General features: G+C 58.8%; 12 protein-coding genes and 1 pseudogene. 6 read left to right on the top strand and 7 right to left on the bottom strand.

Going from position 1 to position 13,305, the window contains the following annotated elements:
* Positions 1 to 77 precede the first annotated feature (77 nt).
* Together FHT78_RS08840 and FHT78_RS08845 are read left to right on the top strand one after the other, a co-directional pair.
* Positions 78 to 755, top strand: a complete 678-nt coding sequence (locus FHT78_RS08840; protein ID WP_183742642.1) for a response regulator transcription factor — start codon at positions 78 to 80, stop codon at positions 753 to 755.
* On the top strand, positions 752 to 2,122 hold the full coding sequence (locus FHT78_RS08845; protein ID WP_183742643.1) for a HAMP domain-containing sensor histidine kinase: 1,371 nt from the start codon (positions 752 to 754) through the stop codon (positions 2,120 to 2,122). Before FHT78_RS08840 ends, FHT78_RS08845 begins: the two co-directional genes overlap by 4 nt.
* Before the next feature lie 115 nt (positions 2,123 to 2,237).
* On the opposite strand, the gene FHT78_RS08850 is transcribed toward FHT78_RS08845, so the two are convergent.
* A complete protein-coding gene (locus FHT78_RS08850; protein WP_183742644.1) occupies positions 2,238 to 2,546 on the bottom strand; it encodes a hypothetical protein in 309 nt (102 codons plus the stop codon).
* Positions 2,547 to 2,668: 122 nt separating this feature from the next.
* Here FHT78_RS08850 and FHT78_RS08855 point away from each other — a divergent pair, with 122 nt between their 5' ends.
* The 4 genes from FHT78_RS08855 (at position 2,669) to FHT78_RS08870 (ending at position 7,796) form a co-directional block, all read left to right on the top strand.
* Positions 2,669 to 3,082 (top strand): YbaN family protein, encoded by a 414-nt coding sequence (locus FHT78_RS08855; RefSeq protein ID WP_183743459.1) that lies wholly within the window; start codon positions 2,669 to 2,671, stop codon positions 3,080 to 3,082.
* A 633-nt stretch (positions 3,083 to 3,715) separates the two neighbouring features.
* Positions 3,716 to 4,510: an SDR family oxidoreductase gene (locus FHT78_RS08860; RefSeq protein WP_183742645.1), complete on the top strand. Its 795-nt coding sequence runs from the start codon at positions 3,716 to 3,718 to the stop codon at positions 4,508 to 4,510.
* An 80-nt stretch (positions 4,511 to 4,590) separates the two neighbouring features.
* Entirely contained in the window at positions 4,591 to 6,747 is a 2,157-nt protein-coding gene (gene glgX, locus FHT78_RS08865; RefSeq protein WP_183742647.1) for a glycogen debranching protein GlgX, read from the top strand.
* A gap of 17 nt (positions 6,748 to 6,764) precedes the next feature.
* Positions 6,765 to 7,796 (top strand): DNA topoisomerase IB, encoded by a 1,032-nt coding sequence (locus FHT78_RS08870; protein ID WP_183742649.1) that lies wholly within the window; start codon positions 6,765 to 6,767, stop codon positions 7,794 to 7,796.
* 40 nt (positions 7,797 to 7,836) lie between these two features.
* Here the strand turns inward: FHT78_RS08870 and FHT78_RS08875 are convergent, their stop codons facing one another.
* The 6 genes and pseudogenes from FHT78_RS08875 to FHT78_RS08900 form a co-directional block, all read right to left on the bottom strand.
* Positions 7,837 to 8,397 carry a type 1 glutamine amidotransferase domain-containing protein gene (locus tag FHT78_RS08875; RefSeq protein WP_183742651.1) on the bottom strand — a complete coding sequence of 187 codons (561 nt, stop codon included), beginning with the start codon at positions 8,395 to 8,397 and terminating at the stop codon, positions 7,837 to 7,839.
* 87 nt (positions 8,398 to 8,484) lie between these two features.
* A complete protein-coding gene (locus tag FHT78_RS08880) occupies positions 8,485 to 9,219 on the bottom strand; it encodes a glutathione S-transferase (RefSeq protein ID WP_183742653.1) in 735 nt (244 codons plus the stop codon).
* A 66-nt stretch (positions 9,220 to 9,285) separates the two neighbouring features.
* Positions 9,286 to 9,524: pseudogene (locus FHT78_RS08885) on the bottom strand (DUF3175 domain-containing protein).
* A gap of 65 nt (positions 9,525 to 9,589) precedes the next feature.
* Entirely contained in the window at positions 9,590 to 9,904 is a 315-nt protein-coding gene (locus FHT78_RS08890; RefSeq protein WP_183742655.1) for a plasmid stabilization protein, read from the bottom strand.
* Between the two features lie 256 nt (positions 9,905 to 10,160).
* The gene (locus tag FHT78_RS08895; RefSeq protein ID WP_183742657.1) at positions 10,161 to 12,884 is read right to left on the bottom strand and encodes a response regulator; all 2,724 of its coding nucleotides are present in this window, start codon (positions 12,882 to 12,884) and stop codon (positions 10,161 to 10,163) included.
* Between the two features lie 158 nt (positions 12,885 to 13,042).
* Entirely contained in the window at positions 13,043 to 13,216 is a 174-nt protein-coding gene (locus tag FHT78_RS08900) for a hypothetical protein (protein ID WP_183742661.1), read from the bottom strand.
* Positions 13,217 to 13,305 lie beyond the last annotated feature (89 nt).

The raw sequence follows: 13,305 nt of genomic DNA on the forward strand, positions 1-13,305 counted from the left end.
AGACCGGGCTGGCCTTTCGCGTCATGCTGACGCAATCTTGCCTGTGCAGAGAGCGGCTTTTGAAGTTGGACGGTTGAATGCGCGTCTTGCTGGCGGAAGATGAACCGGAAATGGCCGCCGTGCTTGTGGCGGCGCTCCGCTGCAACAATATCATCACGGATCACGTTTCCACCATCGAGGCGGCCGAGGAGGCCGTGCGGCTTAACAGCTATGATGCCCTGCTGCTCGATCGCAGCCTGCCCGACGGTGATGGGCTTGAGCTGATTGCCGACGCGCGCCGCATCCAGCCCGCCGTTCCAGTCATCATGTTGACGGCACGCGGCGATCTGAAGGACCGGATCGAAGGCCTCGATCTCGGCGCCGACGACTATCTCGCCAAACCCTTTGCGGTCGAGGAACTGATGGCCCGTTTGCGGGCCATTTTGCGCCGCCCCGGCAATATCGAGATCGAGAGCCTGCGCCTCGGCCGGCTGCATTTCGACCTGCGCAACCGTGAGGCGCGTGTCGGCGACATGGCACTCGAATTGCCGCGTCGCGAATTGCTGGTGCTGGAAGCACTCATGCGCCGGGCCGGCCGCACGGTGGAGCGCTCAAGCCTCGAGGAAGCGGTCTATGGCATGGATGACGAGATCCAGTCCAACGCGCTCGATGCGCATGTCTCGCGGGTGCGCCGCAAGCTCGATGCCGCAGGCGCCGGCGTCGAAATCCATACGATCCGTGGCGTAGGCTATCTGATCCGGCAGGCCCGGTCATGAAGACGATGAAGTTCTATTCGCTGAAATGGAGGCTGATACGCCGGCTGGTGGCGCTGCAGGCCGCAACCCTGGTGCTGATCGCGATCGCCTTCGCCTTCGTCTTCTGGATTTCGGGCATGAGCGGCATTTTCGCTCCAGACGAACATGCAATCGATGCGGTTTCGGAATCGATTGCCTGGAACGCCGACGGTTCGATGCGTATCACCAACACCGATGATCTGGGTTACCAGCGAGATAAGGCGGCCGACTTCTGGTTTCTGGTGCGCGATCAGCAGGGCCGCATGGTCAGCGAAGGCAATGTGCCGGCGCAATATCTCGCCATCGCCGCGTCGGGTAGCGATATCGCCGAAGCCCGTTTCAATGGGGATGAGGACAATCCGGCGACAATTGCCGCACGCCTGCAAAAAATAAAGACGGATCACGGCGATCTGCTCGTCATTGTCGGTCGGCAAGGCAGCCTCTCTGCCGGCAAGCTGCTGGTTGTCTTCATGGCAATCGCTTCCGGTATCGTGCTGCCGGTGATTTTGCTGACGGGCCTGATAACACTGGCGGTCACACCCTTCGTGGCGCGAGGCATCCACCGCGGATTGAGCGAGGTGGCGCACGCGGCACAGGGCATCGACGGGACGACACGCGGCTACCGTTTGCCGCTCGAAAACGTGCCGGAAGAAGTTGCCCCGCTGGTGATTGCCATGAACGAGACGCTGCAGCGTCTCGACGATGACCACAACAAACAGCGGCGCTTCATGCTGGCCGCCGCTCATGAGCTGCGCACGCCGATCGCCATCCTGCAAAATCGCCTGGAAACTATGCCGCCGACGGAGGCGACCAACCGGCTGCTGGAAGATGTCGCCCGCCTTTCGACACTGGCCCAGCAGCTGCTCGACCTGCAGCGGCTCAATCAGGAGCCGGTGCCGGATTGTTCCATCGACCTTGCGACGGTCGCCCGCCGGCAGGCCGCGGAACTTGCGCCGCTGATCATCGCCGCCGGCTATCAGGCAAATTTCGAGTTGCGCTCAATGCCGGAGCGTATTCTCGGTGATGAGACGGCGCTGGAGCGGGCGATCGCCAACCTGGTGCAGAACGCCATCCAGCATGGCGGCAGGAGCGGTACGATTACCATCGCCGTGGAGCGGCCGGCGCAGATCTCCGTCAGCGATGAAGGCCCGGGCATTGCAGCCGAAGACCGAGAGCGGATCTTCGAGCCCTTCCAGCGCGCCAATGGGCGCAGCCAGGGTATCGGGCTCGGGCTCCATTTGGTGCGCGAAATCGTCAAAATACATCACGGGCGCGTCTGGGTATCAGATGCGGCCGGCGGCGGGGCAAGTTTCAACATGAGTTTCGAGTCGACAGTTCAGCCCGCGTGAATCTTTTGCGTGGCGCCGGCACATGTCATGCTCGCATCATTTTAAAACGGAATATCGGCCATCAACTGATCGATGTTGGAGACCCGCATGCAACAGCCGCCACTGGCCGCCTTCTTTAGTGCACTTCTCGCTGAGCCCAGGAAATCGGCGCGATCGTACCCTCGGGTGGGCGGCTGGCGCGACTGATGACCAGCGAAATTGAACCTTCCACAGGCAAGGTATTGGAACTCGGCCCCGGCACGGGAGTCTTCACGGACACGCTCTGAAGCGCGGCCTGCCGGCGCGAAACCTCACGCTGGTTGAGCTTGAAACCCGCTTCATCGCTCCGCTGCGACAGCGCTTTCCAGATGTAACGATACTCCAGCCACATGCGCGCGAGCTTGCCGCCTGCGTGACCGATGACGCGAAATATTCTGGTTTCCATAGGCGGGGTGGTGAAATATGGCGTCGAGGCTTCGAGATGTGAGGCAATGGACGATTTCGATTTTTTCGTTGCGAGGCCATCGTGAGGCTGACGACCTGAAAGGAGCGTGTGAATTGAGTTCTATGCCAGGCCCGCCGCACAGGTCGTTTCAACGGGCGGTCTACATTTGTCTCGGTCTGCTCATGACCGGTTTTGGAATTATCGGCGCCATCCTCCCGCTCATGCCGACGACGATCTTCCTTATCCTGGCCGCGTGGTTCTTCAGCCGATCGTCCGTGCGCCTGGAGGCCTATTTGATGAACAGTCGATTTGGCGGATCGTTGCGCGACTGGCGCGAGAACGGAGCGATTTCTCGAAGATCCAAGAGTTTAGCCTTTATCGGGATGACCGCTGGATACGCGATATTTCTCTTTACATCGGAACCGTCGGTTTCCCTTGCGATCATTGTCGGCGCACTGATCCTGGCTTGCGCTGTTTACGTCGCTTCGCGGCCGGGGTCGGCCAGGCGCGACCAGCAGGATGAAAACAACGAATGATCTGCGTTGCCGACAAGAACCACTTTACAACGGGCGCAAACCCAAATTATACGGCCCGCTCACTATTGCTCCCACCTCCCAGCATTCCCATCTGAGCGCCATGCCAAAAACCCATAAGCACAAGTTCCTTCGGGAACAGTATCGACGCATGCTTGCGTCCGACCTCCACATCGATCCACGCTGGCGCGACAGTTTTGACGCCTTTCTAACGGATATCGACCACTTGGCGCCGAACACCGGAAGTCGCCGAATTATTGGTCGCAGGAACCTCAAGCTCGGTTTCGTGCCCGGAAATGTTGAATGGCATTGGGAAAGGACGACACTGCCTGCATCGCGGGAAAGCAGGGGACGCCAAGCCTGACAGCGCGACACGGATGTAAGCATCTGATCAAACGGGAACGCTGAGGGCAAGGGGCAGGAAAAGCGGCCATCTCAGGTTTGAGCCTGCCTTCCCTCAAAGCGCGCTATCCCTTGCCCTGAGGGCCTTGCGGGCCGTTGGTCTGCGGCAGCACCCGCTCCGCCGGCGCCCCATCTCGCTTTTTCGTGCATTGCCCTTCTGTAATCTCGCCTGCTAAAACTGGCCCATATCGTTTCATCACCTATGTCCTTGGTTTTTGGGAGGCTATCGTCGTCATGGCAGATCTTGCACAATCGCTTGCATCCATAAAAATTCCCGACCTCGCCGGCAAGGCGGTGCTAATTACGGGCGCTTCGACGGGCATCGGTGCGGCCGTCGCCCGCGCTCTCGCTGCGCAAGGCGTCAAGGTCGGCGTGCACTATAATTCCAGCCGCGAATCCGCCGAAAAGCTTGCCGATGAGATCAGGGCAGCCGGCGGCACGGTGCATCTGGTGCATGGTGACGTATCGCGGGAAGGGGAGACGGAACGCATCGTCGAAGAGACGGCGAAGACCTTCGGCCATCTCGACGGCCTCATTAACAATGCCGGCGGCATGCTCGGCCGCAAGCCGACCGCAGAATATACCGACGAGCATTATGAGAAGGTCATGAACCTCAATGCCCGTTCGGTACTCGCAGCAACACGCGCTGCCCATCCCTGGCTGAAGAAGCAGGGCGGTTTCATCATCAATACGACCTCGATTGCGGCGCGCAACGGCGGCGGCAATGGCGCAATTCTCTATGCAGCCTCCAAGGGCTTCGTCTCGACGATCACTCATGGCCACGCCAAGGAATTCGTCGCCGACAAAATCCGCGTCAATGCAGTTGCGCCGGGGGTCATCGCGACACCCTTCCACGAGCGCTATACGAATGACGAGCAGATGGAATTGCAGCGCAAGTCCATTCCGATGGGCTTCGTCGGGACGTCGGAAGACTGTGTCGGCGCTTATCTTTTCCTCGCCTCGCCGACGCTCTCCGGCTACATCACCGGTCAGATTATCGAAGTCAATGGCGGTCAACTGATGCCCTGACGGGCCGGAAAGATCGTCGTTTACGGAACTTTCGCGCCGCAATGACGTTTCCCGCTTGCCATTCATCAAGCGGGGGCGTCATGAGCTTTTCCTTTTCCGAACTCGACTTCCTGAAACCGGAGCTGGGGGCGGAATATACCGGTTCAGGCACGCATTTCGCGGTTTTTTCCGCCCATGCCGAGCAGATTGAACTTTGCCTCTTTTCTCCCGACGGCAAAAAGGAAGTCGCCCGGCTGCCGCTGCCGAAGCGAGAGGGCGATATCTGGTCGGGTTATATCGCCGGCGTCGGGCCGGGGACGGTCTATGGCTATCGCGCGCACGGTCCTTACGATCCGAAGAACGGCCATCGCTTCAATGCGAATAAGCTGCTGCTCGATCCCTATGCCAAGCAGGTGCTCGGCAACCTCAAATGGGACGATGCGCTCTATGGTTATACGATCGGCCAGGACGATCTTTCCTTCGACGAGCGCGACAGTGCCCCCTACATGATCAAGGGCGTGGTTCAGGACCCGGATTTCGACTGGGCTGGTGAAGAAGCAATACGACGGCCGTGGCCGGAGACGATCATCTACGAGGCGCATGTCCGTGGACTGACGATGTTGCATCCCAAAGTGCCCGAGAGACTGCGAGGCACTTTCCTTGGCATGTGCAGCGATCCGATCATCGATCATCTCGTCAAACTCGGCATATCCGCAATCGAACTGCTGCCGATCCAGTTCTTCCCCAACGACCGCTATCTCGAAGAGAAGAAGCTGACGAATTATTGGGGCTATCAGACGCTCGGCTTCTTCGCGCCGCAGGCCCGTTATCTCTCGGGCGACAAGATCACCGAGATCAAGACCATGGTGAAGAAGTTCCATGCGGCCGGCATAGAAGTCATCATGGACGTCGTCTATAACCACACGGCCGAGGGTAGTGAGAAAGGCCCGACAATGTCTTTCCGCGGCCTCGACAATGCAAGTTACTACATCCTTTCGCCCGACGATCCGCGCCATACCTTCGATACGACTGGCACCGGAAACACGCTGAACGTCGCTCATCCCATGGTCATGCGCATGGTACTGGATAGTCTGCGCTACTGGGTGGGCGTGATGCATATCGATGGTTTCCGCTTCGATCTTGCTAGTACCCTTGGACGTCAGGATTTGGAGTTCGACCGGCAGGGCCTGTTTTTTGGCGCCATCCGTCAGGACCCGATCCTTGCCGGCGTCAAGCTGATCGCCGAGCCCTGGGATGTCGGTGCCGGTGGCTATCAGGTCGGCGGCTTTCCGCATCCCTTCCGCGAATGGAACGATAAGTTTCGGGACGATGTACGCCGCTTCTGGAAGGGAGACGGCGGCATGGTGTCGGAACTCGCGCAGCGCATTACCGGCTCGGCGCTGCAGTTCAACCACTCGGATCGGGGTGCGACGTCATCGATCAATCTCCTGTCGGCTCATGACGGCTTCACGCTCATGGATACCGTTTCTTTCAACGACAAGCACAATGAGGCAAACGGCGAAGATAACAGGGACGGTCATTCGGACAATCATTCCGACAATATGGGTGCCGAAGGCGCGACCGATAACGAGGACATCAACAGGCTGCGCGCGCGCCGACGCCGCAACATGATGGCAACATTGATGCTCTCCCAAGGCGTGCCGATGATCCTTGCTGGCGACGAGGTCGGCAACAGCCAGGGCGGCAACAATAACGCCTACTGTCAGGACAATGAGATCGGCTGGACGAAGTGGGACGGCCTCGATGATCCCTTTCTCGATTTCTGCCGCAAGATAGCCGCCTTCCGCAAGGCGCATCCGGTGCTCAGGCAAGAGCGCTTTCTGACCGGCGACAGTACCGAGGACGGCCGTATCGAGATCGCCTGGTACAAGCCGGACGCCAGTTTCATGGACGATGGTGCCTGGAATGATGACGCACTTCAAGTGCTTGGCGTCTATCTGTCGAAAAGTGCGCATTCTCCCGACACCGAGGAGATGGACGATCTTTACCTAGTCTTCAATGCCGGTGGAGACTGCGAGGTGCATCTGCCGGAGGTCAATGGGCTGAAGAAATGGGCGCGCGTGCTTGACACAGGCGCCGAGGACGACGCTTTCAAGCTCCATGAGCAGGAGAGCCCCGTCATGGTTTATGCCCAAAGCATCGCAGTCTTTGCACCGAGGGGACAAACCAAACCGCCAGAAGACGCAACCAAGGCGGAACGACGCAGATGGTTCCACTTCGGCCGGCGGGGTAGGTGATGGGTCGATAACCGGCAATGAATGCAGAAGTCATCACTGAGCTTGGCCTTGTTTATGTCAGCGACACCGAACCGGGCATCCGCAGGCGAAGGAAAGGCAAGGGTTTTAGCTATCAGCTCCCGGACGGTACTAAACTGACCGACGAATCCCAGCGGGCGCGCATACAGGCGCTCGGCTTGCCGCCGGCCTATGAGAATGTGTGGATCTGCATCTACGAGAATGGCCATTTGCAGGCGACGGGCTATGACGCGCGCGGACGCAAACAATATCGCTACCATAAGGATTGGCAGTCTTTCCGAAGCGCCGGCAAGTTCCATCAGCTCATAGAGTTTGGCCGGGCGCTGCCGAAGATCCGGCGAACGGTCCTGCATCATCTCGACACCGGTGCCGATGATATCAACGGCGTACTCGCGGCGCTGACGACCCTGCTTGACGAAGCGCATCTGCGTGTCGGCAACCAGGCCTACGTCAAAGAAAACGATACCTATGGCGCGACGACGCTTCTCAAGCGCCATCTGAAGATCGTCGATGGCCGCATCGAGCTGAAGTTCCGCGCCAAAGGCGGCAAGCGCGTACAGCGCAGTCTCAAACACCCGCGCCTGCAGAAAATTCTGGAGGAGATCGCGGACCTGCCGGGCCGGCAGCTCTTCGTCTGGAAGGATGAGACCGGCGCGCTGAAGCCAATCGATTCCGGTCGGCTGAATGCCTATCTGGCCGAGATTTCGGGCGTCGCCATTTCGGCCAAGACCTTCCGCACCTGGGCAGGCTCGCTTGCCGCTTTCGCCGCGGCACGCAAAGCCAAATCAGAGGGACGGCGGCCGAGCGTGAAGGAAATGTCGGAGGCTGCGGCAGAGGCGCTGCATAACACGCCCGCGATTTCGCGCTCCAGCTATATCCATCCGTCAATTATCGCACTGTCAGGTTCCGACGAGACGCTGGAAGAAAGCAATATCGAGCCCTTGCGCGGGCTTCGGGCAGACGAAAATCGCATGCTGAATTTTTTAGAGTGCCACTCGTCCCCGGATGACGAAAAGAACCCGCGGCTGTGATCTGACGCCGCGGGCATCAAGTTTAACAGGAGCGTAAGCGTCAGGCGGCGCGCTTCTCGTGGCGACCTTCCTCGACCTCTTCGACGATCTTGTTAACGAACGCTTCAAGATCGTCTGGTGAGCGGGAGGTGATGATGCCCTTGTCGGTAACGACCTTCTCGTCTTTCCATGTCGCTCCGGCATTCTTTACATCGGTCTTGATCGACCAATAGGAGGTTGCTTGGCGGCCACGAAGGGCATCAACCTCAATCAGCAGCCAGGGCGCATGACAGATGGCGGCAACGACCTTGCCGGATTTGACAAATTCGCGGACGACTCTCACGGCGCTGTCGTCTATACGCAGCTTGTCAGGATTGATTTGGCCGCCCGGCAGCACCAGCGCGTCAAAATCTTCGATCTTTACGTCCTTAGCCTGTAGGTCGACAGAAACGCTATCGCCCCAATCGGTCTCGTCCCAGCTCTTGATCTCACCTTCCTTGATAGAAGCGATCTTCACGGACGCGCCGCGTTTCTGCAATTCGTCGAAGGGCACACGCAGTTCGGAGCGCTCGTAGCCGTCCGTGGCCAGGATCAGGATTTTTGCAGATTTGATGGAAGGCATTGCTTCTCCTTTCCTTCGTCTCGAATTCGGGATCAAAAGCAAAACTGATAGCGCACCTGATCGTTCCCGGAAAATTGAAGAAAGAGCTCAGGAAACGTCCGTGTCGAGTTCCGGATAGTGACGGAAAACTCCCTCCGTGTTGAAGGCCAGCCGGCGGTCGGATTTCAGATAGCGGGCGATGTTGGGGCGCTGCTTGACGCTGTCATGCAAAGCGGCAAGCAGAGGATATTTGCGGCGATAGTTGCTCATGGCTTTCGGGAAGGCATAGATCAGACCCTCGATGATCTGGAATAGCGACAAATCGGCGTAAGTGAGCGTATCACCGACGATATAGCCCGGGCCTCTCGGGTTCTGTTTCAGCACGCGTTCAAAGTAGCCGAGGAATTTCGGTACACGCTCCTTGATGAAGGCGGCCGAACGAGCCTTCGCTTCTTCTTTCTGATCTTCATAATAGAGCGACGTTGCGATCGGATGGTGTGTGTCATGCACCTCGGCTACGAAATCGGTGATGGTGAGTTGCAGGCCGTTGACGACATAACGCAGCCCCTCGTCGTCAGGCGCAAGCCCGAGCTTGGGGCCAAGATAGAGGAGGATATTGGCCACATGCGAGATAATGAGATCGCCATCTTTCAGGAAAGGTGGCGCAAAGGGTATTTGGGTCTCGTTGTTGCTCTCCATGATGGCAAGCATCGCGCCGGTGCCGCGTCCGCGGCCCGACTGGCGGGTGATGTCGATATAGTCAGCAGCAGCTTCCTCAAGTGCCAGCCGCACGAATTCGCCACGGCCCTGAATGCCGTCCCAGTAATAAAGTTCGTAGGTCATCTGCCCTCGTGGTCCTCAGTGCCTGGTTTCGCGTGCGAAATCCTTGCGCAACTCGTCCTTCGCCTTTCAAGTGTGGCCCTTCTGCTCCTTCGGCAACTGAGCTCCGGCGCGATTGATGTAGAAATTCAGCATCGACATTGCCGATCGGAAGGGGTTGGACTTGCGTCGATGGCTGCTCTCTGCCGACTGCTTCAATGAATCGGCGATCCTCTTCGGATCGTTGGATTTGAAGACGCCTTCTTTGAGGCCATAGCGCCGCTGTTTTCGGTGACGCCCTGCGACCATTTTTTCTTCTTCTCCGTCATCGTGAAGATCCTTCGCAAGAGCGGCAAGCTGGACTGCCTCCCGCTCTGCCCTGATAATAGATCTATTAGTGGTGGGCGTGTTGCTCGTTACGCTTGCGCGTGGCAGCGGCCTTCTTGGCTGATGCTGAGCGCTCTTCCTTCGAACGGGATGCAGAAGCCTGCCCACCGATGCGGCCGCCCTTTTCGGAGGATTCGTGTGTATCCTTCTTGCCGCGGCCCGAACCGGATTTATTACCGCCGCCACTTTCCTTGTTGACGGTTGCCCAGGCGCGGCGCTCGGCTTCTCCGTGAGAAACGCCGCGGTCCTCGTAGCCTTCCTCGATATGCTCGGCCTTCCTCTTTTGCTTGTCTGTGTAAGAAGATTTGTCACCTTTCGGCATGACTGCCTCCTCTGGTTAGAATGAAATTCAACTGCCGGCTTTCATAAAAGTTCCGGCCCGTTGCCGTTCTGCGGCGAAGAGATCGAAACCAGGAGCAAAGCTGTATTTACGCGGCTTCGCTATCACCGCTTGGCGGCCGGCTCGATGTCGGCGACACTCTGTCGATCGGCCTGAGGGCTCGCGATGACAGCTGCGCAAATCGCGAGGTCCTGTTTCAAAAATATGCGGAATTTGACGGCGCCCGGGCGGTCCGGGTCTAGGCGATGGGGCGCTGTTGCGCGGCAACCTTTACCGCGCGCTCGAGTGCTGCGGTCGTAAACGGCTTTGGCAGCAGCACCGAACCGGAAAAACGGCTCGCCTCCGGAAGGTTGCTGTTACCGGTCGCAAAGATAAGGCCGACCGAAGGGAAAGCTTCGCGCGCCAGCGCTGCGAAGGCCGGGCCGGACATGCCGGGAAGGCCGACATCGGCAACGATAATATCGATATCCGTATCTGTGCCGCGCAAGACTTCGATGCCCTGTTCGCCGCTGTCGGCTTCGATTACGTCATACCCGAGATCTCGCAGGATTTCGGCAGTATCCATGCGGATGAAGGTATCGTCTTCCACCAGGAGAAGCTTCAGCCTGGGCTGGACAATGTCACGCGGCTGTCCGTTGGCCGGCAATGGCACCGGATTGGTCTGGCGGCGTTGAGCCTGATTGACGAGGACGTGGCGGACTTTCCGCGCCAGAGCCTCCCGTGTATACGGCTTGGAAAGGAGCTCCAGGCCGGGGTCGAGCCGGCCGCCATGGACGATAGAGTTTTCGGTATAGCCTGACGTGTAAAGCACTGCGATATTCGGCAAGCGCTCGCGGGCCATCCGCGCTAGCTCCGGGCTTTTTAGCGGACCGGGCATGACCACGTCGGTAAAAAGCAGGTCGATATGCGCGCCGCTCTCGATCACGGTCAACGCGCTCTGGGCGTCCTTGGCTTTCAGCACGTAATAGCCAAGGTCGGTCAGCATCTCCACGACCGTTGCACGCACACCTTCATCATCTTCAGCGACCAATATCGTCTCGGTGCCGCCGGTTGCGGGGACATTGTCCCTAGTGGCTATTCTGTCCTCGCTCTGGAAGGAGCGGGGAAGATAAAGTTTCACTGTGGTGCCGTCGCCGGTCTCGCTATAGATCTTCACATGGCCACCGGACTGCTTGGCGAAACCGTAGACCATGGAAAGGCCGAGGCCGGTGCCCTTGCCCTCCGGTTTGGTGGAGAAAAACGGCTCGAAAGCCTGCTCGACGATCTCAGGCGGCATGCCAGAGCCGGTGTCGGTGACGGCAAGAACCACATATTGGCCGGCTGCGACCCCCGGATGCGTGCGGCTATAGGAATCATCGAGAAAGGCATTGCCCACTTCGATTGTCAGTTTGCCTGTGCCATCCATTGCATCGCGCGAATTGATGGCAAGGTTCAGCAGTGCGTTCTCAACTTGGGCCGGGTCGGCAAAACTATTCCAAAGGCCGCCGGAAACCATGGTCTCTACCTCGATTTCCTCACCAAGCGCGCGGCGCAGCATGTCATCCATGGCAGAGACAAGGCGTCCGATATTGATTACCTTCGGCTCCAAAGGCTGGCGGCGGCCGAAGGCGAGAAGCTGACTGGCGAGCCGCGATCCGCGCTCGACGGCTAAGAGTGCGTTGGAAATGCGTTCTTTGGCCCGGCCGTTGTTCATCACATCCTTGCCGAGCAATTGAAGATTGCCTGAAATCACCTGCAGCAGGTTATTGAAATCGTGTGCGACGCCGCCGGTGAGCTTGCCGATCGATTCCATCTTCTGCGCTTGCTGGAGAGCTGCCTCCGCCTGCTGTCGTTCGAGAATTTCGGCAGCGACACGGATCTCAAGCGTTTCGTTCAGCTTGCGGAGCTGGTCCTCGGCCTCGCGGCGCTGGGCGATTTCGATCTCTGCGGCGCGGATGAGCCGGGCATTGTCGATTGCGACGGCAGCCTGGCCAGCCAAGCTGACGAGGCTTGCCTCTGCCGCATCCGAAAAGCGAGCGGGCTGGCTATGACCGAAGAACAGCCCGCCGATGACGCCGCCGTCGCGCGACTTGACCGGCACGGCGAGATAGCTGCGCACGGGAAGGTGGCCGCTCGGCATCCCGGAATGCGGCGCATTCTGGCCGTAGCGCGGATCAAGCAAGATATCGTCGGAGCGCACGACGCCTTCGCCGCTGAAAGTCGGCTCAAAGACCTTGGTATTACGCGGCATCGGAAACCTCTCGAAATGTTTCCGATCGACGCCCGACAGCGCGTAAAGCATGTAGCTGCCGCCTTCGCCGTCGTCGACATTGTAGAAAAAGGCGCCGAATTCAGCGCCCGTCAACGCTACGCCGGCATCGACGGCGATCTGCGTCAGGCGATCGACATTGAGCTCGGCGGTAATCGCCGAGCCGGCCTGGTTGACGAGAGCGAGTGTTGCTGATTTTTCCCGCGCCTCATCCAGTGCGATGCGCTCCCGTCGCTTGGCGAGCACCTGGTCCGTCACTTCCATTGTCGCGCAGAGGATGCCCGCGACCTTGCCGTCGTCGTCCCGCAGCGGTGTGTAGGAAAAGGTGAACCAGGTATCTTCCGTTTGCCCCTCGCGCCACATGGGAACGCGCAGTTCCTTGTAGAGCTGCGACCGACCGTTGAGCGTCGCCTTCACGATCGGCTCGAACTGCGGCCAGATATCTGACCAGACCTGCTGAAACGGTTTTCCGAGGGCGGCCGGATGTCGTTCGGGGAAGATCGCGACATAGGCGTCGTTATAGATGAAGGCGAGTTCGGGACCCCAGGCGACGAATTTCGGCTGACGCGAATTGACGACCATCTCCACAATATGCCGCAGTGAACTCGGCCATGCTTCGACTGGCCCGATGCCGGTCGCCTCCAAGCCGTTCTGGCGCAGCAAGTTCCCGATTTCGCTATCGCCTTCCGGCCAGCGGCCCCCAACCCGTGCCATCAAAATCGCTTTCAATCTTACTGTGGCATCACCCGAGCCGGGTCTGCCGGTCCACCGTCGACAAAATAGAGGCGTCGGGCAGGAGGGAAAGGGTGAGCTGCAAATATCGTTAACCGGGAAAAGTGTCCGATTACTCGCAGAAAGGCTGTTTATATTTGTTATTCTTCGTCCAGTTTCTGCGAGGTGATGAAAGCGCGGCTCAAGGCAAAGGAACGAAGCTGGATCGGTTTGCGTGCATCGCGAAAAACTACGCCGACTATATTATCAACCAGAAGGATAAGCCCCAGTGCGAAACCGATATAGAGCAAAGCGGCGATTAGAAGAAGCGACATCTCCATCCTCACACCAGTGCCAAAAAAACCGGGCCGAAAGCCGCGGGAACTGGGGTAACGAGGGCATAAGCGAAATGGCGGTTCACGGC

It is taken from the genome of Rhizobium sp. BK196, from assembly GCF_014193255.1.
Classification (GTDB): domain Bacteria; phylum Pseudomonadota; class Alphaproteobacteria; order Rhizobiales; family Rhizobiaceae; genus Rhizobium.

Bases quoted from the DNA above. Each gene is read 5' to 3' on its own strand.
- FHT78_RS08840 (WP_183742642.1), top strand. From the start codon at position 78: ATGCGCGTCTTGCTGGCGGAAGATGAACCGGAAATGGCCGCCGTGCTT.
- FHT78_RS08845 (WP_183742643.1), top strand. From the start codon at position 752: ATGAAGACGATGAAGTTCTATTCGCTGAAATGGAGGCTGATACGCCGG.
- FHT78_RS08850 (WP_183742644.1), bottom strand. From the start codon at position 2,546: ATGGAAACCAGAATATTTCGCGTCATCGGTCACGCAGGCGGCAAGCTC.
- FHT78_RS08855 (WP_183743459.1), top strand. From the start codon at position 2,669: ATGCCAGGCCCGCCGCACAGGTCGTTTCAACGGGCGGTCTACATTTGT.
- FHT78_RS08860 (WP_183742645.1), top strand. From the start codon at position 3,716: ATGGCAGATCTTGCACAATCGCTTGCATCCATAAAAATTCCCGACCTC.
- glgX (WP_183742647.1), top strand. From the start codon at position 4,591: ATGAGCTTTTCCTTTTCCGAACTCGACTTCCTGAAACCGGAGCTGGGG.
- FHT78_RS08870 (WP_183742649.1), top strand. From the start codon at position 6,765: ATGAATGCAGAAGTCATCACTGAGCTTGGCCTTGTTTATGTCAGCGAC.
- FHT78_RS08875 (WP_183742651.1), bottom strand. From the start codon at position 8,397: ATGCCTTCCATCAAATCTGCAAAAATCCTGATCCTGGCCACGGACGGC.
- FHT78_RS08880 (WP_183742653.1), bottom strand. From the start codon at position 9,219: ATGACCTACGAACTTTATTACTGGGACGGCATTCAGGGCCGTGGCGAA.
- FHT78_RS08890 (WP_183742655.1), bottom strand. From the start codon at position 9,904: ATGCCGAAAGGTGACAAATCTTCTTACACAGACAAGCAAAAGAGGAAG.
- FHT78_RS08895 (WP_183742657.1), bottom strand. From the start codon at position 12,884: ATGGCACGGGTTGGGGGCCGCTGGCCGGAAGGCGATAGCGAAATCGGG.
- FHT78_RS08900 (WP_183742661.1), bottom strand. From the start codon at position 13,216: ATGTCGCTTCTTCTAATCGCCGCTTTGCTCTATATCGGTTTCGCACTG.